Annotated in this window: 14 protein-coding genes; 10 read left to right on the top strand and 4 right to left on the bottom strand. The window is 59.5% G+C overall.

Going from position 1 to position 22,757, the window contains the following annotated elements:
* Positions 1-4: 4 nt before the first annotated feature.
* The gene (gene nagZ / locus AO353_RS00455; RefSeq protein WP_173859960.1) at positions 5-1,003 is read left to right on the top strand and encodes a beta-N-acetylhexosaminidase; all 999 of its coding nucleotides are present in this window, start codon (positions 5-7) and stop codon (positions 1,001-1,003) included.
* Positions 1,004-1,015: 12 nt separating this feature from the next.
* On the top strand, positions 1,016-1,753 hold the full coding sequence (locus AO353_RS00450; RefSeq protein ID WP_054593184.1) for an S-methyl-5'-thioinosine phosphorylase: 738 nt from the start codon (positions 1,016-1,018) through the stop codon (positions 1,751-1,753).
* 134 nt (positions 1,754-1,887) lie between these two features.
* Here the strand turns inward: AO353_RS00450 and AO353_RS00445 are convergent, their stop codons facing one another.
* Genes AO353_RS00445 through mfd form a run of 3 tightly spaced genes read right to left on the bottom strand, consistent with a single transcriptional unit; the run spans position 1,888 to position 8,616 of the window.
* Positions 1,888-4,578, bottom strand: coding sequence for a DEAD/DEAH box helicase (locus AO353_RS00445; RefSeq protein ID WP_054593183.1), 2,691 nt, complete (start codon positions 4,576-4,578; stop codon positions 1,888-1,890).
* Between the two features lie 11 nt (positions 4,579-4,589).
* A complete protein-coding gene (locus AO353_RS00440) occupies positions 4,590-5,156 on the bottom strand; it encodes a CsiV family protein (RefSeq protein WP_054593182.1) in 567 nt (188 codons plus the stop codon).
* A gap of 10 nt (positions 5,157-5,166) precedes the next feature.
* Entirely contained in the window at positions 5,167-8,616 is a 3,450-nt protein-coding gene (mfd, locus tag AO353_RS00435) for a transcription-repair coupling factor (RefSeq protein WP_054593181.1), read from the bottom strand.
* 168 nt (positions 8,617-8,784) lie between these two features.
* Between mfd and AO353_RS00430 the strand changes: the two genes are divergently transcribed.
* The 6 genes from AO353_RS00430 to AO353_RS00405 all read left to right on the top strand — a co-directional run bounded on the left by AO353_RS00430 (position 8,785) and on the right by AO353_RS00405 (position 18,444).
* Complete coding sequence (locus AO353_RS00430) at positions 8,785-10,248, top strand: glyceraldehyde-3-phosphate dehydrogenase (RefSeq protein ID WP_054593180.1); 1,464 nt, start codon at positions 8,785-8,787, stop codon at positions 10,246-10,248.
* 169 nt (positions 10,249-10,417) lie between these two features.
* Positions 10,418-11,578, top strand: a complete 1,161-nt coding sequence (gene ampC / locus AO353_RS00425) for a class C beta-lactamase (protein WP_054593179.1) — start codon at positions 10,418-10,420, stop codon at positions 11,576-11,578.
* 791 nt (positions 11,579-12,369) lie between these two features.
* Entirely contained in the window at positions 12,370-13,578 is a 1,209-nt protein-coding gene (locus tag AO353_RS00420; protein WP_054593178.1) for an HlyD family secretion protein, read from the top strand.
* Positions 13,578-14,843, top strand: coding sequence for a hypothetical protein (locus AO353_RS00415; protein WP_054593177.1), 1,266 nt, complete (start codon positions 13,578-13,580; stop codon positions 14,841-14,843). The genes AO353_RS00420 and AO353_RS00415 overlap by 1 nt, the downstream gene beginning before the upstream one ends.
* A 1-nt stretch (position 14,844) precedes the next feature.
* Entirely contained in the window at positions 14,845-16,995 is a 2,151-nt protein-coding gene (locus AO353_RS00410; RefSeq protein WP_054593176.1) for a glycosyltransferase family 2 protein, read from the top strand.
* 9 nt (positions 16,996-17,004) lie between these two features.
* Positions 17,005-18,444 (top strand): efflux transporter outer membrane subunit, encoded by a 1,440-nt coding sequence (locus AO353_RS00405; protein WP_054593175.1) that lies wholly within the window; start codon positions 17,005-17,007, stop codon positions 18,442-18,444.
* 119 nt (positions 18,445-18,563) lie between these two features.
* On the opposite strand, the gene AO353_RS00400 is transcribed toward AO353_RS00405, so the two are convergent.
* Positions 18,564-19,865: an MFS transporter gene (locus AO353_RS00400; protein WP_054593174.1), complete on the bottom strand. Its 1,302-nt coding sequence runs from the start codon at positions 19,863-19,865 to the stop codon at positions 18,564-18,566.
* Positions 19,866-20,143: 278 nt separating this feature from the next.
* On the opposite strand from AO353_RS00400, the gene AO353_RS00395 reads away from it, so the two are divergent.
* Positions 20,144-21,130 carry an FAD:protein FMN transferase gene (locus AO353_RS00395; RefSeq protein ID WP_054598143.1) on the top strand — a complete coding sequence of 329 codons (987 nt, stop codon included), beginning with the start codon at positions 20,144-20,146 and terminating at the stop codon, positions 21,128-21,130.
* A 210-nt stretch (positions 21,131-21,340) separates the two neighbouring features.
* Positions 21,341-22,735 (top strand): Si-specific NAD(P)(+) transhydrogenase, encoded by a 1,395-nt coding sequence (gene sthA, locus AO353_RS00390; protein WP_054593173.1) that lies wholly within the window; start codon positions 21,341-21,343, stop codon positions 22,733-22,735.
* Positions 22,736-22,757: the final 22 nt, after the last annotated feature.

Raw genomic sequence — 22,757 nt, 5'->3', positions numbered from 1 at the left:
TGGCCTGCAAGGCTCGTTGATGGTGGACGTCGCCGGTACCTGGCTGACGGCCGAAGATCGCCAACTGTTGCGTCAGCCCGAAGTGGGTGGACTGATCATTTTTGCGCGCAATATCGAGCATCCACGCCAGGTCCGAGAGTTGAGTGCGTCGATTCGTGCGGTGCGTCCTGACCTGCTGTTGGCGGTGGACCAGGAGGGTGGTCGGGTGCAGCGCCTGCGTCAGGGTTTCGTGCGTCTGCCTGCCATGCGGGCGATTGCTGACAACCCGAACGCCGAATACCTGGCCGAGCAGTGTGGCTGGATCATGGCGACCGAAGTGCTGGCTGTCGGCCTCGACTTGAGCTTTGCCCCGGTGCTGGACCTCGACTACCAGCGCAGTGCCGTGGTCGGCACCCGTTCGTTCGAAGGTGATCCGGAACGTGCGGCCTTGCTGGCGGGGGCGTTCATTCGCGGCATGAACAGCGCCGGCATGGCGGCGACCGGCAAGCACTTCCCTGGCCATGGCTGGGCGGAGGCCGATTCGCACGTCGCGATTCCGAATGACGAGCGCAGTCTGGAGGAAATCCGCGCCAAGGACCTCGTGCCGTTCGCACGCTTGAGCAAGCAGCTGGCGGCGGTGATGCCTGCTCACGTGATCTACCCACAGGTCGACTCGCAGCCCGCCGGCTTCTCGCGCCGCTGGCTGCAGGACATCCTGCGCGGAGAATTACAGTTTGACGGGGTGATCTTCAGTGACGATCTGTCGATGGCCGGTGCTCATGTTGTCGGCGACGCTGCCAGCCGGATCGAAGCGGCGCTGTCTGCAGGTTGCGACATGGGCCTGGTGTGCAATGACCGTGCGGCCGCCGAACTGGCGCTGAGCGCAGCTCAGCGCCTGAAGGTCAAGCCGTCTGCACGCATCGCGCGGATGCGCAGCCAGTCGTTCGCCAGCACCGATTACCGGCAGGATCCGCGCTGGCTTACCGCTCTTGGCGCGCTCAAAGATGCCCAACTGATTGATTAAGGACTTTTTGCAATGACGGTTTACGCGATTATCGGTGGCACCGGCCTGACCCAGCTCGAAGGCTTGAGCATTCGCCAGTCATTGGCTCTGGACACGCCGTACGGCGCACCATCGGCCGAGATCCAGGTCGGTGAATACGCTGGGCGTGAAGTGCTATTTCTCGCTCGTCACGGCCATCCGCACCGTTTTCCGCCGCATCAGGTGAATTATCGGGCCAACCTGTGGGCATTGAAGCAGGCGGGCGCGCAGGCGATTCTGGCGGTCAATGCGGTCGGTGGGATTCATGCCGCCATGGGCACCGGACATTTCTGCGTGCCTCATCAATTGATCGATTACACCAGTGGTCGCCAGCACACCTATTTTGCCGATGACCTGGAGCAGGTCACCCACATTGATTTCAGCTATCCCTACAGCGAACCATTGCGCGAGCAGTTGATTGCCGCGTTGGCGGCTGAAGGCTGTGCCTATAGCAGTCACGGTGTATATGCCTGCACCCAGGGCCCGCGGCTGGAAACCGTTGCCGAGATCGCCCGCCTGGAGCGTGATGGCTGCGATATCGTCGGCATGACCGGTATGCCGGAAGCGGCATTGGCTCGCGAGCTGGAGCTGGATTACGCGTGTCTGGCGCTGGTGGTGAACCCGGCGGCGGGCAAATCGACGGCGGTGATTACCATGGCCGAGATCGAGCAAGCGCTGCATGAGGGGATGGGCAAAGTGAAGTCGACGTTGGCGCGGGTGCTTAAAGGTTAAGCATTCGTTACACCGAGTTGACCCCATCGCGGGCAAGCCTTGCTCCTACAGATCCATGTTGACCGCAAATATCGCGATCGACTCAAAAACCGTAGGAGCAAGGCTTGCCCGCGATGGCGATCTTGCAGTCACCGCTAAATCTTCGATTTGTCCGGCAACGGCGCAAACAACGCTTCAATATCGTCGCTCTGCAGCTTCCAGTCCCCGGTCGAACGCCCATCCAGTACGCCGGCCGCGAGGTCGGACTTTTCCTTTTGCAGGTGCTGGATTTTTTCTTCGACGGTGCCGCGGGCAATCATCTTGTAGACGAACACCGGCTTCTCCTGGCCGATCCGGTAAGCGCGGTCGGTGGCCTGGTTTTCCGTTGCCGGGTTCCACCATGGATCATAGTGAATCACCGTGTCGGCTTCTGTCAGGTTCAGGCCAACGCCGCCTGCTTTCAGGCTGATCAGGAAAATCTGACGCTTGCCGCTCTGGAAGTCTTTCACCGGAGTACGTCGATCGCGGGTTTGCCCGGTCAGCAGCGCGTAAGCGATGCCGCGTTTATCCAGTTCGTCTTCGATCAGCGAGAGCATCGAGGTGAACTGTGAAAACAGCAGGATCTTGCGGCCTTCTTCGAACAGTTCCTCAAGCATCTCCATCAGGCTGTCGAGCTTGCCCGAGGTGCTGCCGCGCGTGGGCAGGGCGGCCTCATTGACCAGTCGCAGGTCGCAGCACACCTGCCGCAGCTTGAGCAGCGCTTCAAGAATGATGATCTGACTGCGCGCCACGCCTTTGCGGGTGATCTCGTCGCGGACTTTCTTGTCCATGGCCAGGCGCATGGTTTCGTAAACGTCGCGCTGCGCCTCGTTGAGCTCGACCCAATGGACGATCTCGGTCTTCGGCGGGAGTTCGGTGGCGACCTGTTCCTTGGTTCGACGCAACAGGAACGGCTTGATCCGACCGTTCAGGTGTTGCAGTCGTACATCGCTGGCGCGTTTTTCGATGGGTACGCGGTAATCGCGATTGAAGCTTTTCACGTCGCCCAACCAGCCGGGCAGCAGGAAGTGAAACAGCGACCACAGCTCGCCCAGGTGATTTTCCAGTGGTGTGCCGCTCAGGCATAGGCGCTGGCGGGCATTGAGCTCTCGCGCCGCATGAGCGGCCTTGCTGTTGGGGTTCTTGATGTATTGCGCTTCGTCGAGCACCAGCACATGTAATGGCTGCGTTGCCAAGCGTTCGACATCCTTGGGCAGCAGCGCATACGTGGTGAGGATCAGGTCGTATTCGGCCAAATGCTCAAAATGCTTTTTACGTCCAGTGCCATACAGTGCCAGCACTTTGAGTTGTGGAGCAAAGTGCGCCGCTTCGTCGAGCCAGTTGGGAATCAGGCTGGTGGGCATCACCACCATGCACGGCCGGTCCAGGCGGCCGGCGTTTTTCTCGGTCAGCACGTGCGCCAGGGTCTGTAGGGTTTTGCCCAGGCCCATGTCGTCTGCAAGGATGCCGCCGACTTCCAGTTGCCGCAGCGACTGCATCCAGCTCAAGCCCTCAAGCTGATAAGGCCGTAATGTGGCGTTCAGCCCTTCGGGTGCCTCGGTCGTGTAATCCTTGATGTCACGCAGGCGCTGGGCGAAGGTGCGGATGTGCTCGCCACCTTCCCAAAGCAGAGGCATGTCTTCCAGCGGATTCAGGCGGGTGGCATCGGCGCTGCTCAGGCGCAACCGGGTTTCGCCGGGCTCTTGCAGGTAAAACTCGCCGAGGGTCGCCAGTACCGGCTTTAAACGGCCGAGCGGCAGCGCGACCTGCAACGGGCCGTATTCGGCGTTCGGACGGTGCGGGATGTTCACCAGAATCAGTTCATCGTCGCGGCGTCTGGCCAGGCGTTCCGGGTTGAGAATCTCGGTGTGCGAGCGCATCAGGTTCAGCAGGATCGGCAGCAGGCTCAGGCGCTCGCCATTGACGATAATCCCCAGCTCCAGATCAAACCAGTCGCGCTCCGGCGCCTCTTCGACCGTGGCGTACCAGTCATCGACCGCCGTCAGGTCAAAGCCGAAGTCTTCGTCAATCTGCAGCTCCCAGCCCTGGGTGCGTAACTTGGGCAGCTCATTGAGAGTGAACGTCAGCCAGGCGCTGTCGTTGACCATCTCATACAGTTCGCCGGCGCTTTCCGGCAAGGCTTTGCTTTGGCGGGTCGCCACTCTGAATCCGAGGATTCGCAGCTGTTCCCGGTAGGCTTTTTCGACGTCCGGCTGGCGTTTGATTCGTAGCGTTTGCTGTTCCTGCCGGATCAGGATGTCGGCATTTTTCTGCCCGCTGACGTATTCATCCAGATAATTGAAAGACAGCGCGGCACGGTGCTGGATGTAGCGCTGCATTTTGCCGTTGCGCGGTTCGAAGGCGCTGAACTCGATGCTCGCCAGCCACAGACGCGGCACCGGTTGCACGTTGTCCACCAGCAGTTGTGGTAAAGGTGCGGGCGTACGGTTTTCGAGGACCGCCTGCAGTTTTTCCAGCAGCTCGGCATCTTTGGCGGCGGCCGGGTACTCAAGGGTTTCCTGGACTTTGAGCAACACTGCAGCGCAATGCTTGCAGTTGACGCGCACCGGGCAACTGCACGTTGCATCGACCAGTAACAGAGTGCCTTTGGTGGATTCGCGCAGCGTAATGGTCTGGCGGTAAACATTGCCGCCAGAGCCTTCGCAACTGGCAGTGATGGTGCTGTCGCCGGCTTCGACGATCCTGACGCGATTTTCCAGTGCGTAGCGGCGGCCACGCTCCAGGCTTTGTTCCTTGAATCGGCTGACCCATGAGGGGGCCAAGGGTTTGCTCAGGTTCGGGGGCATGGGGACTTCAATCAGTCCGGGAGAACGTCAGGGACTGGCGGACGCGCAGGTGCAGTGAGCGAAGTGATTTTGATCAGCAGCGCCAGGTGGCCGTTGTCGAGGTAGTTGAGCTGACCGTTTTTGGTGTGGCTTTGCTGCTTCAGGCGTTCGCTGGCGGTAACCCGGCCATAGGCATCGAACTGGTTGACCCAGAAGTTCGCGTCGACATCGGTGAAGCGCCCGAGCTTCAGGTTCAGCGAGCCTTCGATCGGAAACTGGCCGAATTGCTCCTTGCCGTCGCTGATCGAGATTTTTCTCGCGTCCTCGCCAAGACTCTGTTGCCAGGCCTTGTGTAGCAACACCGTGTAATCGCCGCTGGCGCGCAGTTTTTCAGCCTCGGCATTCAGGCTTGGGGTGCGCAGGCTGTCGGCACTGATCGGCCGTGCGCCGGCAGCCCAGTCTTCCGGTGCGGTGCGGCTGGTAATGGCCGGCACGGCGTTCTGGCGGAACAGGATCATTTCAACCTGATACAAACTGTCGGCAAACGCCGTCGGGGCAACGAGGGTCAACAACAGGGTCAATGAACGAAACAGGCGCATGCGGCGTCCTTCAAGCAGATTTTGGAGTGAGGTGCTCAAACAGCGCCTCCACTGTATTAAAGCGCTCTTCCGGGCGCTCCATTGGCACCATGAATTTGAACATCGTGGCGCCTTCGAATTTGTAGCGTTTGGGTTGACCCTGGATCAGCTTGATCAGCACCAGCGGATCGACCGGCGTTTGTGCGCCGAACTCGATACGACCGCCTTGCGGGCCGCCGTCGACTTTCTTGATCCCCAGTTGCTCGGCCTGCAGTTTCAGCAAGGTCATGCGCACCAGGTTCTTGGTCGGCTCCGGCAGCAGGCCGAAGCGGTCGATCATCTCCACTTGCAGGTCCTTGAGGCCATCCTCGTCGGTTGCCGACGCGATGCGTTTGTAGAGGATCAGTCGTGCGTGGACGTCCGGCAGGTAGTCTTCCGGGATCAACGCTGGCAAGCGCAGGTTGATTTCCGGACCGCCACCCAGCGGTTGATCAAGGTTTGGCTGCTCGCCCTTGCGGATGGATTTAACCGCGCGTTCGAGCATTTCCATGTACAGGGTGAACCCGACGGCCTGGATCTGCCCGCTCTGACCGTCGCCCAGCAGTTCGCCGGCGCCACGGATTTCCAGGTCGTTGGTGGCCAGCACGAAGCCCGCGCCGAGGTCCTGGGTATTGGCGATCGCTTCCAGGCGTTTTTCCGCGTCTGGCGTGATCTGTTGGCGCGGCGGTGTCAGCAGGTAGGCGTAAGCCTGGTGGTGGCTGCGACCGACGCGACCACGCAATTGGTGCAACTGGGCCAGGCCGAACTTGTCGGCACGCTCGATGATGATGGTGTTGGCGCTCGGCACGTCAATGCCGGTCTCGATGATGGTCGAGGCGATCAGCACATTGAAGCGCTTGTGATAGAAGTCGCTCATCACCTGTTCGAGTTCGCGCTCGCGCATCTGCCCATGACCGATGCCGATCCGTGCTTCCGGCACCAGCTCGGCGAGATCGGCGGCACATTTCTCGATGGTTTTCACATCGTTGTGCAGGTAATAGACCTGGCCGCCACGCAGCAACTCACGGAGCAGGGCCTCTTTGACCGTGCTCTTGTTCTGTTCCATGACGAAGGTGCGCACCGACAAACGTCGCGCTGGTGGCGTGGCGATGATCGACAGATCACGCATGCCCGACACTGCCATGTTCAGCGTGCGCGGAATCGGCGTGGCGGTCAGGGTCAGGATGTCGACTTCGCTGCGCAGGGCCTTGAGCTGTTCCTTCTGACGCACACCAAAGCGGTGTTCTTCGTCGATGATCACCAGCCCGAGGTTTTTGATCTTTACGTCGTCTTGCAGCAGCTTGTGCGTGCCGATGACGATGTCGATCTTGCCTTCGGCGAGGTCGGCAACGGCGGCATTCACTTCCTTGGTCGACTTGAAGCGGCTCATCACTTCCACGGTCACTGGCCAGTCGGCGAAGCGGTCGCGGAAGCTGTTGTAGTGTTGCTGGGCGAGCAGGGTGGTCGGCACCAGAATCGCGACCTGACGGCCGCCGTGCACGGCAATGAATGCCGCACGCATCGCCACTTCGGTCTTGCCGAAACCGACGTCGCCGCAGACCAGTCGGTCCATTGGTCTCGGCGCGAGCATGTCTTCACGCACCGCGTCGATGGTGGTTTGCTGGTCCGGGGTTTCTTCGAACGGGAAGCCGGCGCTGAAGGTTGCGTAATCGGCTTTCGGATCGGCAAAGGCATAACCTTCGCGAGCCGCGCGGCGAGCATAGATGTCGAGCAGTTCAGCGGCGACGTCACGCACCTGTTCAGCGGCTTTGCGTTTGGCTTTTTGCCAGGTCTCGGAGCCGAGGCGATGCAGCGGCGCCAGTGCATCGTCGCTGCCGGTGTAGCGAGCGATCAAATGCAGGTTGGCCACCGGCACATAAAGCTTGGCGCCCTCGGCGTATTCGAGGGTCAGGAACTCGGCGGCCTGGTTTTCGATTTCCAGGGTCGCGAGGCCCAGATAACGGCCAACGCCATGATCGATATGCACCACCGGCGCGCCTTCGCGCAGCTCGGTGAGGTTTTTGATCACTGCATCGTTATTGGCATCGGCGCGTTTCTCGCGACGACGGCGCTGCATCACTCGCTGACCGAACAACGGACTTTCAGCAATCAATGCCAGGGCTGGATTGTCCAGCACCAGGCCTTCGTCCAGCGGTGCGATGGTGATCGCCAGGCGCTCTTTGCTAGCGACGAAATCCGGCCAGCTGTCGACGGTTTTCGGCCGCAGCTTCAGGCGTTCCAGCAGTTCCAGCAGTACTTCGCGGCGACCGGCCGACTCGGCGGTAAACAGCACGCGCCCGGAAAACCCATCAAGGAAATTCGACAGCGCTTGCAGCGGCTGGTTGGCCTTGGCTTCGATGGCCAGGTTCGGCAGCGGTGTAGCGGGAAAACGTTCGCGGCCGACACCGGTTTCGACGTCTTGCTGGCTGGCGACCACGCGTGGCCAGTTCTTGAGACGTGCGAAGCAGTCTTCCACCGGAAGGAACAACTCGGCCGGCGGCAACAATGGCCGGGATGGATCGACGCGGCGCTCTTCGTAGCGGTTGCGCACGTCGTTCCAGAAATTCTCCGCCGCCTGTTCGATGCCCGGCAGGGAGAACACCTGGGTGTCCTGCGGCAGGTAGTCGAACAGCGTCGAGGTTTCATCGAAGAACAGCGGCAGGTAGTACTCGATACCGGCCGGTGTAATCCCGCTGCTCAGGTCCTGGAAGATCGGGCAGCGGCGGAAATCGACATCGAAGCGCTCGCGAAAGCGTGCCTTGAAGCGGGTCACGGCTTCTTTTTGCAGCGGAAATTCTTTGGCGGGCAGCAGTCGGACCGATTCGACCTTGTCGATGGAGCGCTGGTTTTCTGGGTCGAAGGTACGCAGGGTCTCGATTTCGTCATCGAACAGGTCGATGCGGTAGGGCAGTTTGCTGCCCATCGGGAACAGGTCGATCAGCGCGCCACGTACCGCGAATTCGCCGTGTTCATAAACCGTGTCGACACAGCGATAGCCGCTGGCTTCCAGTCGCGTGCGCATTTGCTCGACGTCGAGCTTCTGACCGATGTCCAGCACCAGGCTGCTGCCGAGCAGGAACTTGGTGGGGGCCAGGCGATGTAGGGCGGTGGTGATCGGCACTACCAAAACGCCATGGCTCAGCTCGGGCAGCCGATACAGGCTGGCGATGCGCTGGGATATAATGTCCTGGTGCGGCGAGAACAGGTCGTAAGGCAGGGTTTCCCAGTCCGGGAAATGCAGCACCGGCAAATCGGGGGCGAAGAAACTCAGCTCCTGTTCCAGCCGTTCGGCACTTTGGCTGTCGGCGGTCAGTAGCAGGGTAAAGCGCTTGGCAGCGCTGGCGGCCTCGGCAATGGCCAGGCTCAGGGCGGCACCGGGCAGGTTGCCCCAGTGCTGTTTACCTGCCGCGGCAGGGAGAAGCGGTAGACGCAGGACGGGCACGGAAGGTTGAGCTCCAGCGTTGCGACAAAGTCGGTAATTGTAGCGGGCGAAGGTGCCGGCTGTCAGTTGCAGACTACCGCCGACGAAAGGAAAAGCATGTTGCGATAGGCGTGCATTGCTCCGCAGACGACTCGGCGGCATAATGTAGCCCCTTTTTTCAGCCCCTACATGTGGAAGGTTCCCGTGACTCAGAAGCCCGACCAGTGTCTTGGTGAATGGATCGACCGTGAAGCACTCGCAGAAGCGATGATTCCGCTTATCGGTCAGCTTTACCGCAATAACAACGTGGTGAGCTCGATCTATGGCCGCAGCCTGATCAACCAGTCTGTCATCGCGATTCTCAAAGCTCACCGCTTTGCTCGCCATCGTCAGTCCGATGACGCCGAACTGTCCGTTCACGAAACATTCCCACTGCTCAAAGCGATGAGCGAGCTCAAGCTCGGCGCCGCTTCGGTAGACCTGGGCAAGCTGGCGGTCAAGTTCAAGGCCGAAGGCAAAGGCCGCACTGCCGAGCAGTTCGTCCGTGAAGAACTGGCCGACGTTGTAGGCCAGCAGAACGCTTCCGCACGCAAAGGCACTGACGTTGTACTGTACGGCTTCGGTCGTATCGGCCGTCTGCTGGCGCGCATCCTGATTGAAAAAACCGGCGGTGGCGACGGCCTGCGTCTGCGTGCCATCGTTGTGCGCAAAGGCGCTGAAAACGACCTGATCAAACGCGCCAGCCTGCTGCGTCGCGATTCGGTTCATGGTCCGTTCAACGGCACCATCACCATCGACGAAGCCAACAACACCATCACCGCCAACGGTAACCTGATCCAGGTTATCTACGCGAAGAACCCGACTGAAGTGGACTACACCCAGTACGGCATCAAAGACGCTCTGTTGGTGGACAACACCGGTGTATGGCGTGACGCCGAGGGCCTGGGCCAGCACCTGGCTTGCCCGGGCATCGACCGCGTTGTTCTGACCGCGCCTGGCAAAGGCAAGCTGAAGAACATCGTTCACGGCATCAACCACGGTGAAATCACCGCTGACGACAAGATCGTTTCCGCCGCCTCCTGCACCACCAACGCCATCGTGCCGGTGCTCAAGGCTGTGAACGACAAGTTCGGCATCATCAACGGTCACGTTGAAACGGTTCACTCGTACACCAACGACCAGAACCTGATCGACAACTTCCACAAAGGCGATCGCCGTGGTCGTAGCGCCGCGCTGAACATGGTAATCACCGAGACCGGTGCTGCCACTGCTGCTGCCAAGGCCCTGCCTGAGCTGGCCGGCAAGCTGACCGGTAACGCGATCCGTGTTCCAACGCCGAACGTGTCGATGGCAATCCTCAACCTGAACCTTGAGAAAGCCGCCACCCGTGAAGAGATGAACGAGTACCTGCGCTACATGGCGCTGCACTCCGATCTGCATAAGCAAATCGACTTCGTCAACTCGCAGGAAGTGGTTTCGACCGACTTCGTTGGCTCGCGCCACGCAGGTGTTGTGGACGCTGAAGCAACCATCAGCCAAGACAACCGCGTTGTTCTGTACGTTTGGTACGACAACGAATTCGGTTACAGCTGCCAGGTGGTTCGCGTGATGGAAGACATGGCCGGTGTAAACCCGCCAGCATTCCCGCGCTAAGCCTTAGCCGCACCTGAAAACGCCCCGACTTGTCGGGGCGTTTTTGTTTGTGTGGCTTGCCTGGCTGGCCTACGGAGTCGGCGAAATATTTTGTGATAAATCGCTTCCGGAGCCGTCGTATCAAAGTGATAGGTTTGCCCGCGATCAAAAAGACCTGAGGACCACTTGTATGCGTTTTATCGCAAAGCCTTGCGCAGCATTGCTATTGCTGGCCAGCACCGTCTCTTTCGGCAACCTCGCCATGGCGAATGCCCAGCGCTCGGATATCGACAGCATCGTGCAAGATGCCGCCCAAGCGGTCATGCAGCAGTACAACATTCCCGGCCTGGCCATTGCGGTGACTGCTAATGGCAAGCAGCAGTTCTACAACTTCGGCGTGGCCTCAAAGGAAACACAACAGAAGGTCACGAGCGATACGCTGTTTGAAATCGGCTCCATCAGCAAAACCTTCACAGTCACCCTGGCGACCTACGCCGAGGTCAACGGTCAGCTTTCTCTTACTGACCACCCCGGCAAGTACCTGCCTGAGCTTGCGGGTAGCCCGTTCGATAAAGCGACGCTGATCAACCTGGCGACCCATACCGCAGGCGGCTTCCCCTTGCAGGTGCCTGATCAGGTACAGAACAACCAACAGCTGATGGACTACTTCAAGGCGTGGCAGCCGACGTATGCGCCGGGTGCTCAACGAACCTATGCCAACCCCAGCATCGGGGCGCTAGGCATGATTACCGCAATCAGCATGAAGATGCCGTTCGCGGTGGCGCTGGAACAGCGACTCTTCCCGGCACTCGGAATGCCCAACAGCTTCATCAACATCCCGGCGAGCAAGCTGTCGCTCTATGCTCAGGGTTACAACAAGCAGGATGTCCCGGTCCGGTTGAATCCGGGTGTGCTGGGTGACGAGGCCTACTCGGTAAAAACCAGCTCCACGGACCTGATTCGCTTTGTCGAGGCCAATCTGGGCGTTGCGAAGGTCGAAGCAAAACTCGGTCGCGCACTGATGGAGACGCACAAGGGCTATTTCCAGCTAGGTCCAATGACTCAAGACCTGATTTGGGAGCAGTACGACTACCCGGTGCAACTGAGTGCACTGGTTGAAGGCAACGCCGACAAGATGATTTACGACAGTCATGTCGTTACGGCATTAAACCCGCCCCTGGCACCACGGGAGGCAGTCTGGATCAACAAGACGGGGGCGACCGGTGGGTTCTCTGCTTATGTGGCCTTCGTCCCCGAGAAGAAGTTTGGCATTGTGGTGCTGGCCAACAAGAGCTACCCCAACGAACCCCGGGTGCGCCTGGCGCATCGGATCCTGAGTGAACTGGATTAATCTTCGCTGACGGAGGATTGAGTGGCGGCCGATGTGAACTCTCCAGCGTTGCCGCGCTAAGCCCTGGCTGCACATGAAAACGCCCCGACTTGTCGGGGCGTTTTCATGTGCAGCGGTTCATTATAAGGAGCCATTAGACATCATCTATTAAATTAGACGTGTTCATGCGTCATCCGCTATGTCCGGTCAGTGCGTTGTAGTTATATCGTTTTATTCTTGATATGTGCCAGATCAGAACGCTGTAAATCTCGACAGGTTATCGCTATAAAAATTCAATAATAAAAAAATCCTCAAATAAAATAAGCAGTTGCAGTGGGGGAGTGTTGTTACTTGCTTTATGTGGATCCAATACAGGGTGTGTTCAATAATTGACGCCATTTTATTGAATGGCTCGATGCTTGACAGCGATGGGTGCTGAAATTAGTGTCTCCCCCTGGCAGCTCCGGCACCGGCCGGGGTTGGGTGGCAGCAAATTGCCTGTATTGTCGGGCAAGTACTCACGGTAACTTTCAAAACTTTGGCACAACTTTGGCGGTGCTGTTTTAAAGATGGTGGCGTTTTAATGTGCGTCATGATGGCAACTAATACTCCAAAAAGACAGGGAACTTATTCCTGCTCACATCACACTGAATCTAAATAAACCGTGCTGGCTTTATTGCTGTCCGGGGAGTTGATGATCCGCTTTCGTTGATCCTGCTTAATGTGTTTTGCGGTTACGTTCTAATCGGGCATGACGGCTGCGCAGTGCTGACATATAGCCGTGTATTCATGGCTTATTGGGAGAATTAAACATGGCAGAAGAACGCTCAAGGTTTTTTTCATGGTCCCTGTTGCCGCGTCTGGTGGGCTTGGGTGTCCTGGTATTTATCATCTGGCTGTTGCTCTCGACGTTGCTGATGCCGCTGGTGTCGACATCGGCGACACGGGCAATTTTGAATGCACCGGTCATTCTGCTGACGACACCCATCGAGGGGGTGGTGAATTCGCTTGAGGTCAAGCCCGGCTCGACTTTTACCCAGGGCCAGAAGATTGCGGTGGTTGAAAACCCGCGGGCTAACCAGGAGACGTTGTTGACCCTGCAAACCCGGCGTTTGACTCTGGAGCAGGAGCTATCGTCATCGGCTAGCCAGGCCGAGCACGACCAGCAGTATTACGACGAGTTGGAGAAAACCAGTCAGCGCTATCAATCGGCGTTTCATACTCGTCAGCTCTATGCACAACGTGCGCTGAAGGCCGAGAGCACTGCCGCCAGCGCCCGCTTGACGGACGCACAGGAAACCCTCGATCGCAACCTCGAGTTGTTCACTCAAGGGGCGGTCAGTGGCGCGGTCGTCGCCGCCTCGAAAGCCAAGTTGGCCTCGTTGGAGGGGGCGGCAGAATCCGTCCGTTCACAGCTGCGAATCAATGACGGTGATGTCAATGCTGCCAATAAGCAGGTCTACCTTGACCCTGATCAGTTGCGCATGTTCGACCTCAGCGCGCAGATGACCACCCTGAAACTGAGCCTGGAAAATCAGGCCCGCAATCGCGAGACCTATCAACGCGAACTCGACAATCTCAACCACCTGATCGAAACCGAACAGAACCGGGTCAAGTTGACGGCTGGCTATGAGGTCACGGCGTATTCGTCCGGCACGGTTCAAGAGCTGTTGGCGCCCCAAGGGACGGTGGTGCAAGCCGGGTCGACTTTGCTGCGCGCCACCAACTGCAAAGAAAGCTATGTCGTCGCGGTGTTTCCGGAACGCGTGGCCAGCAAGATTGATCACGACAGTGTCCTGACGGTGAGAATCCATGGCCTGGACGAACCGCTCAAGGCCAATGTCGTGCAGTTGTTATCCAGCACTAAGGATATTCGCCCTAACAGCTACAGCGTTCCTTTCCCGTATGCCGAGCAGAACTCGGTGTACGTCGTCGGTACTTTTGCCGATGACCTCACCGACAGCCAGCGCGCCATGACCTGCAATCCAGGGCTGTGGGCCAGCGCCGAGGTATCTCACTGATGAGTCCGCGCAACGTTGTGCAATGGCCGTGGCTGCCGGGCCTGATCGGGGTGATGCTGATGAGCAGCGGCGGATCTGCGCTGGCAGCGCAAGCCAGGCCGCAACTGGCGGCGATGACGTGTGCAGCGCTGGATCACGCGGTGCAATCGCAAGCGGCGGGGCCGGTGTTGCTGGCCAGTTACCCGCCGCTGGACGGTCAGCCGGCGCCAATCCAGGCGTTGCGTGGGGTTGCGTTCACCTACGACAACGCCTTGGCCAGCATCGCCTTGTTTGCCTGTGGTAAAGCCGAGTCGGCGCGACGGATTGCCGATGCGCTGGCCTTCGCCACGACCCACGACCCGGAATATCAGGATGGACGCTTGCGCAACGCCTACGCGGCAGGCCCGGTGGGTTCGTCGTCGATGCGCCTGCCGGGTTATTGGAGCGTAGAGCGCAATGCCTGGAATCAGGACGCCTATCAGGTCAGCAGTGCCACCGGCAATCAGGCCTGGGCCGCGTTGGCGTTGTTGGAGGCGTTGCGCCAGAGCGGTGATTCCTCTTACCTGGAGGCCGCTCGCAAAGTGTTGCAGTGGTCCGGGAAAAACACTTATGACGGACAGGCCCCCGAGGGTTTCAGCGGCGGTTACTACGGGTATTTCCCCAAGCAGATCCAGCAGACCTGGAAGTCCACCGAACATAACGTCGACCTGGCGGCAGCCTGGTCGGCACTCAACACGGCTGCGCCCGACCCGGGCTCGGCGCACCAGGCGCAGATTGCCCGGCAATTCGTGTCGAGTCAGTGGGACGCCGGGGAAGGGCGCTTTCTGATTGGTACCGGGAAGGATGGTCGAACCTCGGATCGCCAGCGTTCAGGACTGGACGCGCAGATCTGGCCCTTGATCGCCTTGAGTGATCCTCCTGCGGACTGGCGGCGTGTCTTCACGTTTATCGATCAGGCGCACCGCTCGGGTGCCGGGTATGGCTTCAACCGCGACCCGGACGGTTTATGGACCGAAGGCACCGCGCAAACCGCCGCCGTGGCGAGCTTGAGCGGTATGAAGGAAAAGGCGCAGCCGTTGTGGAATGTGTTGCTGGCCCAACAGGCCGGCAATGGCTGGCTGTTTGCAACACCCGCACCGCGTATCAGTACCGGGTTGGCGATCGGCCCGGACTCAACAACCAACGACTTTTTCTATTACCACCTGCCTCACTTGGGCGCTACAGCATGGGCCGCGATCGCTGCTACCGGCATCAACCCCTTTACCGGTTTTCAAGAGGCTGACTGACATGCAGGCACTGGACACGCTGCAACTTGTGCAAATCAATTTCTGGACCGTGGTCGCGGTGATTCTGTTCACCTGCCTGACGCACCGTGATCAATGGATGGCACGTGCCGGTTTCGGAGCCTTGACCGCGCTGTTGTTGATCAATTACGTGGCCTGGCGGATTCGCGACACCTTGCCCGATGGACACGCAGGATTTGCCTCGGTCTGGGCTTACGCGTTCCTGTTTTTCGAAATGCTGGCGATCGGTTACACGCTGTTTTCGATCATCGTCCTGCTCTGTCGCTCGGATCACCACGCCAGTGCCGATGCCGGGGAGCAACGCTTGCGTGCCCAGGGCCGCTCGGTGCCGGCGGTGGATGTGTTTATCGCCACCTACAACGAAGGCCTGGATATCCTGGAAAAAACCATCATCGCCGCCCAGGCGATCGACTACCCCAACGTGACCATCTGGGTGCTCGACGATACCCGCCGCGACTGGTTGCGCGACTATTGCGCCGAGGTCGGTGTGCAATACGCCCGACGTCCCGACAATTCCCACGCCAAGGCCGGTAACCTGAACAACGGCCTGCGTCTGTCGGCGGCCAGCAGCAATGCGCCGTACATACTGGTGCTCGACGCCGACTTCGCCCCGCAGCAGCCGATCCTGATGCGCACCCTGGGATTGTTCGACGATCCCAAGGTCGGCCTGGTGCAGACGCCGCAGTTCTACTACAACCCCGATCCGATTCAGCACAACCTCGGTTCATCCAGCTGCTGGGTCGATGAGCAGCGAGTGTTCTTCGACGTCTACCAGCCGGCCAAGGATGGTTGGGATACCGCGTTTTGCGTGGGCACTTCGTTTGTTGTGCGGCGTGATCTGATCACTGAAATGGGTGGCTTTCCGACGGGTTCGGTCTGCGAAGACATCTACACCAGCTGCCGTCTGCAGCAAAAAGGCTACGTCACCCGCTGGTTGAATGAACGACTGTCGATCGGTTTGTCCGCCGAGGGGTTGACCGAGTACATCAATCAGCGTGGGCGCTGGTGCCTGGGGACGATCCAGGTCGCGCTGCTCAAAGAGGGCCCCTTGCGCGGTCGTGGCTACTCACTCAATGAACGGTTGCACTTCGTGCATGGCTTGATGCACTGGTTCTCCAAGCCATTCATTCTGATGATGCTGGTGTCGCCGGTGTTGTATTGGTATTTCGGTATTGCCGGGTTCTACGCCCATCCGGCGGATTTCATGGCCTTCGGCATGCCGGCGTTGATTGCATTCTGGGGCTACGGGACGTGGGTCACTGACCGGCGTACCTTGCCGATTTTTACCGAGGTCACCCAAATCGTCGCCTCACTGGCGGTGACAGCGACGATCATCAGCGCCATGGTCCGGCCGTTCGGGCGACCCTTCAAGGTCACGGCAAAGGGCCTGGATCGTTCACGCACAACGGTCCACTGGAAGTTGTTCGGGTTCTTTTTTGCGCTGACACTGTTCTCGCAAATAGGCGCTTACATCACCATCAGCAACGCGGCTGCGTTCGACGGCAATATGCTGTTCAACCTGTGCTGGACGGTGGTCGCGCTGATCTACAACCTGGCCACCCTGGTGGCGTGTGTTGACCGGCCGCGCTTGCACGGCGAAGAGCGCTTTCCTTTCGATAAACCCAGTGGGTTGCGCTTCGCCGGCAAAACCCTGGCGGGCCAACTGGTGGATATTTCGCTGAGTGGCGCCTCCATTTCCTGTGCCGTTGCGTCATTGATCAAGCCCGGGCTGCGGGGGCAGGTGTGGATCAATAAGCTCGGCTGGCTGGATATCGAGGTCATGCGTCATCACGGCGAGGACCGTTTGGGCTTGAAGTTCATCGACCTTGACGAAACGCTTCGGCGCCGGCTGATCGCGCGGCTGTTCAGTGAGGCGCCGATCAACGTGGTCGGCAAGGCTGAGCCAGGCCTGGCTTTCGGCACCTTGTTGCGGCGTTCGTTGCTCGGCGAAAAGCGCACGGCGCCGCGTTCGCGGCGGCCGGTCAAGGCGCCGTCCTACAGCTCACTGCCTGGTTTACGCCCGATCAGCTTCCGTTCGCGTCAGCAACCACTGCCGCAAATCAGCACCACCCGCTCAGGTCTTTGGGCTTTCCTTCTCACTCCGTTACGAGCCTTGCTCGGCCAACGTTTGTAGGTGCGCCTCATGAACAGACGCTTATCCACCTCATGTTTCATGTCGCTGTTATTGCTCGGCGGTTGTTCTCTGGAACCCAAATACGAGAAACCGGAGGCACCGATCGATCAGCAATGGCCAGCCAGTTCGGCCAGTGACTGTTGCAGCGCCAAGCAGGCGTTCGACAAGGATTGGCACGGCTTCGTGCTCGATGACCGACTGCGCCAGCTGATCGACCTGTCCTTGAAGAACAATCGCAGCCTGCGTCAGTTCGAGGCGGGCGTCGAGGAGGCGAGGGCAGGGTACGCCGGTGCCGAATCCGGGCTGTTTCCCTCCATCGGACTCAACACCTACGCCGGCCGCAGCAAGTTTCCGTCACAGGTCAGGACGCAGGGAGGCGGCGTCAGTTCAGGCAGCACGTCCAACACCTTTCAGGCCAGCGGTGGCTTCACGTCTTACGAGTTGGACCTGTTCGGGCGCATCCGCAGTCAGCGAAACGCCGCAGGCGCACGCTTCGAGGCGACCGAGGCGGACTATCAGACGGCTCGCCTGGCGTTGATCGGTGAAGTGGCCAGCACCTGGCTTAGCCTCAAGGCCAATCAGAATCTGCTCGACCTCGCACAAAACACCTACAAGTCCCAGGACCACTACGGTGAGTTGTTGCGCAAGAGCTACAACCTGGGCTCCAGTGCTCAAATCGATGTTCACCAGGCGGATGCGCAAACCAACACGGCGGCGGTTCAGATCAACACGTACCGCATGCAGGTGGCGCAGAACATGAATGCGCTGCAGGTGTTGGTCGGGCAGCCGGTGCCGGTTGGGTTGTTGCCCACTGGCGTGCTGGGTGAGCAGTTGGCAACCGCCGATGTGCCCGCCGGGTTGCCGTCGTCACTGGTTGCGCGGCGGCCCGACATCATGGCCGCCGAAGCCTTGTTGCGAGCTACCAATGCGGACATCGGCGCAGCCCGCAGCGCTTATTTCCCGACCTTTTCGCTGACCTCGGCAGTAGGCGGCCTGACCGGTGACTTTTCGCGATTGTTGAGTGCGCCGGCCGAGTTCTGGTCGGTGGCTCTGGCGGGGTCGTTGACCCTGATCGACGGCGGTGCGCGAAAGGCGCAGGTGGACGCCAGCCATGCGCGGTTCAATGGGCAGACGGCGGCGTATGAAGCCACGGTGCAGAACGCTTTCCGCGAAGCCGCCAATGCCCTCAACGCCCGCCAGGAGATGCTTACCCAGGTCGACTATCAGAAGCGTCTGGTGGCGGATTATCAAGCAGCCTACCGACAATCCCGATTGCGTTTCGAGGCGGGGATGGACAGCTACTTTTCGACGATGGACGCGCAGCGTTCGTTATTCGACGCGCAGCAGAAGCTGACGCAAATGGAGCTGGCGCGGGAGATCAATCAGGTGGACTTGTATAAGGCGCTGGGCGGGGGCTGGAGTCAGTCGGTGAAAATGGCGAACCGATAATCTGTGGCGTTCTGGCGCGGCTCTTCGCGGGCAAGCCTTGCCCCTACAGGTCTTGTGTCGGTCACAGATTCAGAATCTGACCGAAATCCTGTAGGAGCATGGCTTGCCAGCGATGCGATTTAGCGGGTGCCGCCGACCACAGCAGCCTGCGCGGTGCGCAGTTCATGCCGGTTGCCACGGAACAGCACCAGCGTTGCGATCAAGCCAAGTACCGCTGCGCCGCTCAACCAGATACCCGGTGCGGCCTTGTTGTCCAGCACGTGGATCAGGTAAGTACAGGCCGCCGGGGTGAAGCCGCCAAAGGTTGCAGTCGCCAGGCTGTAAGCCAGGGAGAAACCGGTGGTGCGGACTTCAATCGGCATGATTTCGGTCAGGGCCACCACCATGGCGCCGTTGTACGAGCCATAGAGGAACGACAACCACAACTCGACGATCAGCAGATGGCTGAAGCTCGGGTTGGCGACCAGCCAGGACAGCGCCGGGTAAGCCGTCAGGATCGCCAGAATGGTCGCCGCCAGCAGCAGCGGTTTACGGCCGATCTTGTCGGACAGCGCACCCATCACCGGCAGCCAGAAGAAGTTCGACAGGCCGATGCACACGGTGACCAGCAACGCGTCGAAGTCCGACAGGTGCAGCTCGGCTTTACCGAACGTCGGGGTGTAGGCGGTGATCAGGTAGAACGACACGGTGGTCATCACCACCAGCGCCATGCCGGCCAGCACGATGCCGAAGTTCTGACTGATCGAGCGGACGATGTCTCTCAGACTTGGGCGATGTTTACGCGCCTGGAATTCAGGGGTTTCTTCCAGCGAACGACGAATGATGAAAATCGCCGGAACGATCATGCAGCCGACCAGGAACGGCACGCGCCAGCCCCAATCACCCATTTGCTCGGGGCTCAGCCAGTGGTTGAGGCCCACACCCAGCAAACCGGCAAACACCACCGCTGCTTGTTGGCTGGCGGACTGCCAACTGACGAAAAAGCCCTTACGGCCAGGTGTCGAGATTTCTGCCAGGTAAACCGACACACCGCCCAGTTCCACGCCGGCCGAGAAGCCTTGCAGCAAACGGCCGAACAGCACGATCAGCGGTGCAGCGACACCAAGGGTCGCATAACCCGGCACACAGGCAATCAACACGGTGCCGGCAGCCATCAGCGCGAGGGTGATGATCAAACCTTTGCGACGGCCGTGACGGTCGATGTAGGCGCCGAGAAAAATTGCACCGAGTGGGCGCATGAGGAAGCCGGCACCGAAGGTGGCCAGTGACAACATCAGGGAAGCGAAAGCACTGTCGGCAGGGAAGAAGGTTTTGGCGATGGCCGTGGCATAGAAGCCGTAGACCATGAAGTCGAACATCTCTAGGAAGTTGCCGCTGACAACGCGAAATATCGCTTTGCCCTTGCCCGTAGTCGAGGCCATTTGATCTTACTCACTTTGGCTGTCTTATTAGAAATCCCTGGTCTTGAAACATCCTTACTGACGGGTCTGGTCTGTGCCGGTGCCTCGAACAGTTTTGTAACGATATGTGTAAGAGGAACGGTAGGCAACCAATAGTTAGCGTGCTGCTTAAACGTTATAGCCATGAGCCAGCCCTCTCCCGCAGTTCTATCGCATAATGGCGGGCCTTGGCGTTCTGTCGGGGGGAACTCTTTGGGGAGGAGTGCGCGTTGTTGAACTGGCGATCGGGTGTTTTCTTGGTGCTTGTTGGCGCCTTGTCAGGCTGCGGTAACAGCGACACCCTGGAAAGCTTTGGCGGCCCGACCATGGGCAGCACGTATTCGGTCAAATACATCCGCCATCCGGGGACTCCCGGGCCGGTCGAGGTGCAGAAACAGGTCGAGTCGATTCTGGCCGAGATCGACCGGCAGCTGTCGACCTACCGCAGTGATTCCGACATCGAGCGATTCAATGGTTTACCGGCCAATAGCTGTCAGCCAATGCCGGCGCCGGTCTTGCAGTTGGTCAAGGTGGGCGAACAACTCTCAGAGACGAGCGCCGGTTCCTACGACCTGACGGTGGAGCCGCTGCTGAACCTTTGGGGGTTCGGCCCACAATCGCGCGATGAAAAAATCCCAAGCGCCGAAGCCTTGGCTTTGGCCCGACAACGCGTCGGTTATACGCATCTGCGGATTGAAGGCGATCAGCTATGCAAGGACGCGCCGGTCGAGGTTGACTTCGGCAGCATTGGCGCCGGGTACGCCGTCGACAGGATCGCTGCGAAGTTGCAGGAAATGGGTATCGACAGCTTCATCGCCGATGCCACCGGCGAACTCAAGGCCGTTGGCAAGAAACTCGACGGGTCGCCCTGGAAGATTGCACTGGAGGAACCGCGCGATGACCAGCAGGTTGTCGAGCGGGTGATCGCGCTGGACGGCAACGGTGTTTCGACCTCAGGCGACTACCGCAATTACTTCATGCAGGATGGCCGGCGCTATTCCCACACGTTCGATGCCCGAACCGGCGCGCCGATCACTCATACCCTGGCGTCCGTCACGGTGATTAATCCTTCGACGCTGATGGCCGATGGCTTATCGACGCTGTTGCTGATTCTTGGCCCCGAGCGCGGTTGGGACTACGCCGAAAAACATGACATCGGTGCATTTTTTGTGATTCGAGCCGATACAGGCTTTGTCACGCGAACCAGTCAGGCTTTTGACCGCCTGAGTGCCGAAAAAGCCAAGTAAATACGGTGTGATGGACACTCACGGTTGGCGTTGTAGTGCAGGCAAAACTAGCCTACGACGCGACCAAGGGTTAATGTGCGCGGCGTTGACGCTTCTATAGACTGTGTCCGGGTTCTCGACTGACCCCAAATTGTTCCTTCATGCCGCAAGACCGGCATGATTTAGCCGCAGGTGCCAACGGGGTGCCGCGGCCTGTTCTGAGGAGTACGCATGGCTGTCTACAACTACGACGTGGTGGTGTTGGGTTCCGGCCCGGCGGGAGAAGGCGCGGCAATGAACGCCGCCAAAGCAGGGCGCAAAGTGGCGATGGTCGATAGTCGTCGCCAGGTCGGCGGCAACTGCACCCACCTTGGCACTATCCCGTCCAAGGCCTTGCGTCACTCGGTCCGGCAGATCATGCAGTTCAACACCAACCCGATGTTCCGGGCCATTGGTGAGCCGCGCTGGTTCTCGTTTCCGGACGTACTGAAAAGCGCCGAAAAAGTCATTGCCAAACAAGTCGCCTCGCGCACCGGTTACTACGCGCGCAATAGGGTCGACCTGTTCTTCGGCACCGGCAGCTTCGCTGACGAGCAAACCATCGAAGTGGTCTGCGCCAACGGCGTGGTCGAAAAACTGGTGGCCAAGCACATCATCATCGCCACCGGTTCGCGTCCGTATCGCCCGGCCGACATCGATTTTCACCACCCGCGTATCTACGATAGCGACACCATCCTCAGCCTCGGCCACACCCCGCGTAAACTCATCGTTTACGGCGCCGGCGTGATTGGTTGCGAATACGCGTCGATCTTCAGTGGTCTGGGCGTGCTGGTCGAACTGGTGGACAACCGCGGTCAGCTGCTGAGCTTCCTCGACTCGGAAATCTCCCAGGCACTGAGCTACCACTTCAGCAACAACAACATCACCGTGCGTCACAACGAAGATTACGATCGCGTTGAAGGCGTGGACAACGGGGTGATCCTGCACCTCAAGTCCGGCAAGAAGATCAAGGCCGACGCCTTGCTCTGGTGCAACGGCCGTACCGGTAATACCGATGCGTTGGGTCTGGAAAACATCGGCGTGAAGGTCAACAGCCGTGGCCAGATCGAAGTTGACCAGAACTATCGCACCTGCATCCAGAACATCTACGGCGCAGGCGACGTAATTGGCTGGCCGAGCCTGGCCAGTGCCGCCCACGACCAAGGGCGTTCGGCTGCTGGCAGCATTGTCGATAACAACAGCTGGCGTTTCGTCAACGACGTACCGACCGGGATCTACACCATTCCGGAGATCAGCTCGATCGGCAAGAACGAGCAAGAGCTGACCCAGGCCAAAGTGCCGTACGAAGTCGGCAAGGCGTTCTTCAAGGGCATGGCGCGTGCGCAGATTGCCGGCGAGCCGCAAGGCATGCTGAAGATCCTGTTCCACCGCGAGACACTGGAAGTGCTCGGAGTGCATTGCTTCGGTTACCAGGCATCGGAGATCGTCCACATCGGTCAGGCGATCATGAACCAGCCGGGTGAACAGAACACGTTGAAGTACTTCGTCAACACCACGTTCAACTACCCGACCATGGCCGAAGCCTATCGGGTAGCGGCCTACGACGGCCTCAACCGGCTTTTTTGAGCGGCTCCGGCCGGTGGCCTGA

This window comes from Pseudomonas fluorescens (assembly GCF_001307155.1).
GTDB classification, from domain to species: Bacteria; Pseudomonadota; Gammaproteobacteria; order Pseudomonadales; family Pseudomonadaceae; genus Aquipseudomonas; species Aquipseudomonas helvetica.
Note: the sequence above shows the minus strand (reverse complement) of the source record. Positions and strands in the feature narration are given on the sequence as shown.

Bases quoted from the DNA above. Each gene is read 5' to 3' on its own strand.
- AO353_RS00450 (WP_054593184.1), top strand. From the start codon at position 1,016: ATGACGGTTTACGCGATTATCGGTGGCACCGGCCTGACCCAGCTCGAA.
- AO353_RS00410 (WP_054593176.1), top strand. From the start codon at position 14,845: ATGCAGGCACTGGACACGCTGCAACTTGTGCAAATCAATTTCTGGACC.
- ampC (WP_054593179.1), top strand. From the start codon at position 10,418: ATGCGTTTTATCGCAAAGCCTTGCGCAGCATTGCTATTGCTGGCCAGC.
- AO353_RS00400 (WP_054593174.1), bottom strand. From the start codon at position 19,865: ATGGCCTCGACTACGGGCAAGGGCAAAGCGATATTTCGCGTTGTCAGC.
- sthA (WP_054593173.1), top strand. From the start codon at position 21,341: ATGGCTGTCTACAACTACGACGTGGTGGTGTTGGGTTCCGGCCCGGCG.
- AO353_RS00415 (WP_054593177.1), top strand. From the start codon at position 13,578: ATGAGTCCGCGCAACGTTGTGCAATGGCCGTGGCTGCCGGGCCTGATC.
- AO353_RS00445 (WP_054593183.1), bottom strand. From the start codon at position 4,578: ATGCCCCCGAACCTGAGCAAACCCTTGGCCCCCTCATGGGTCAGCCGA.
- AO353_RS00440 (WP_054593182.1), bottom strand. From the start codon at position 5,156: ATGCGCCTGTTTCGTTCATTGACCCTGTTGTTGACCCTCGTTGCCCCG.
- AO353_RS00420 (WP_054593178.1), top strand. From the start codon at position 12,370: ATGGCAGAAGAACGCTCAAGGTTTTTTTCATGGTCCCTGTTGCCGCGT.
- AO353_RS00430 (WP_054593180.1), top strand. From the start codon at position 8,785: ATGTGGAAGGTTCCCGTGACTCAGAAGCCCGACCAGTGTCTTGGTGAA.
- AO353_RS00405 (WP_054593175.1), top strand. From the start codon at position 17,005: ATGAACAGACGCTTATCCACCTCATGTTTCATGTCGCTGTTATTGCTC.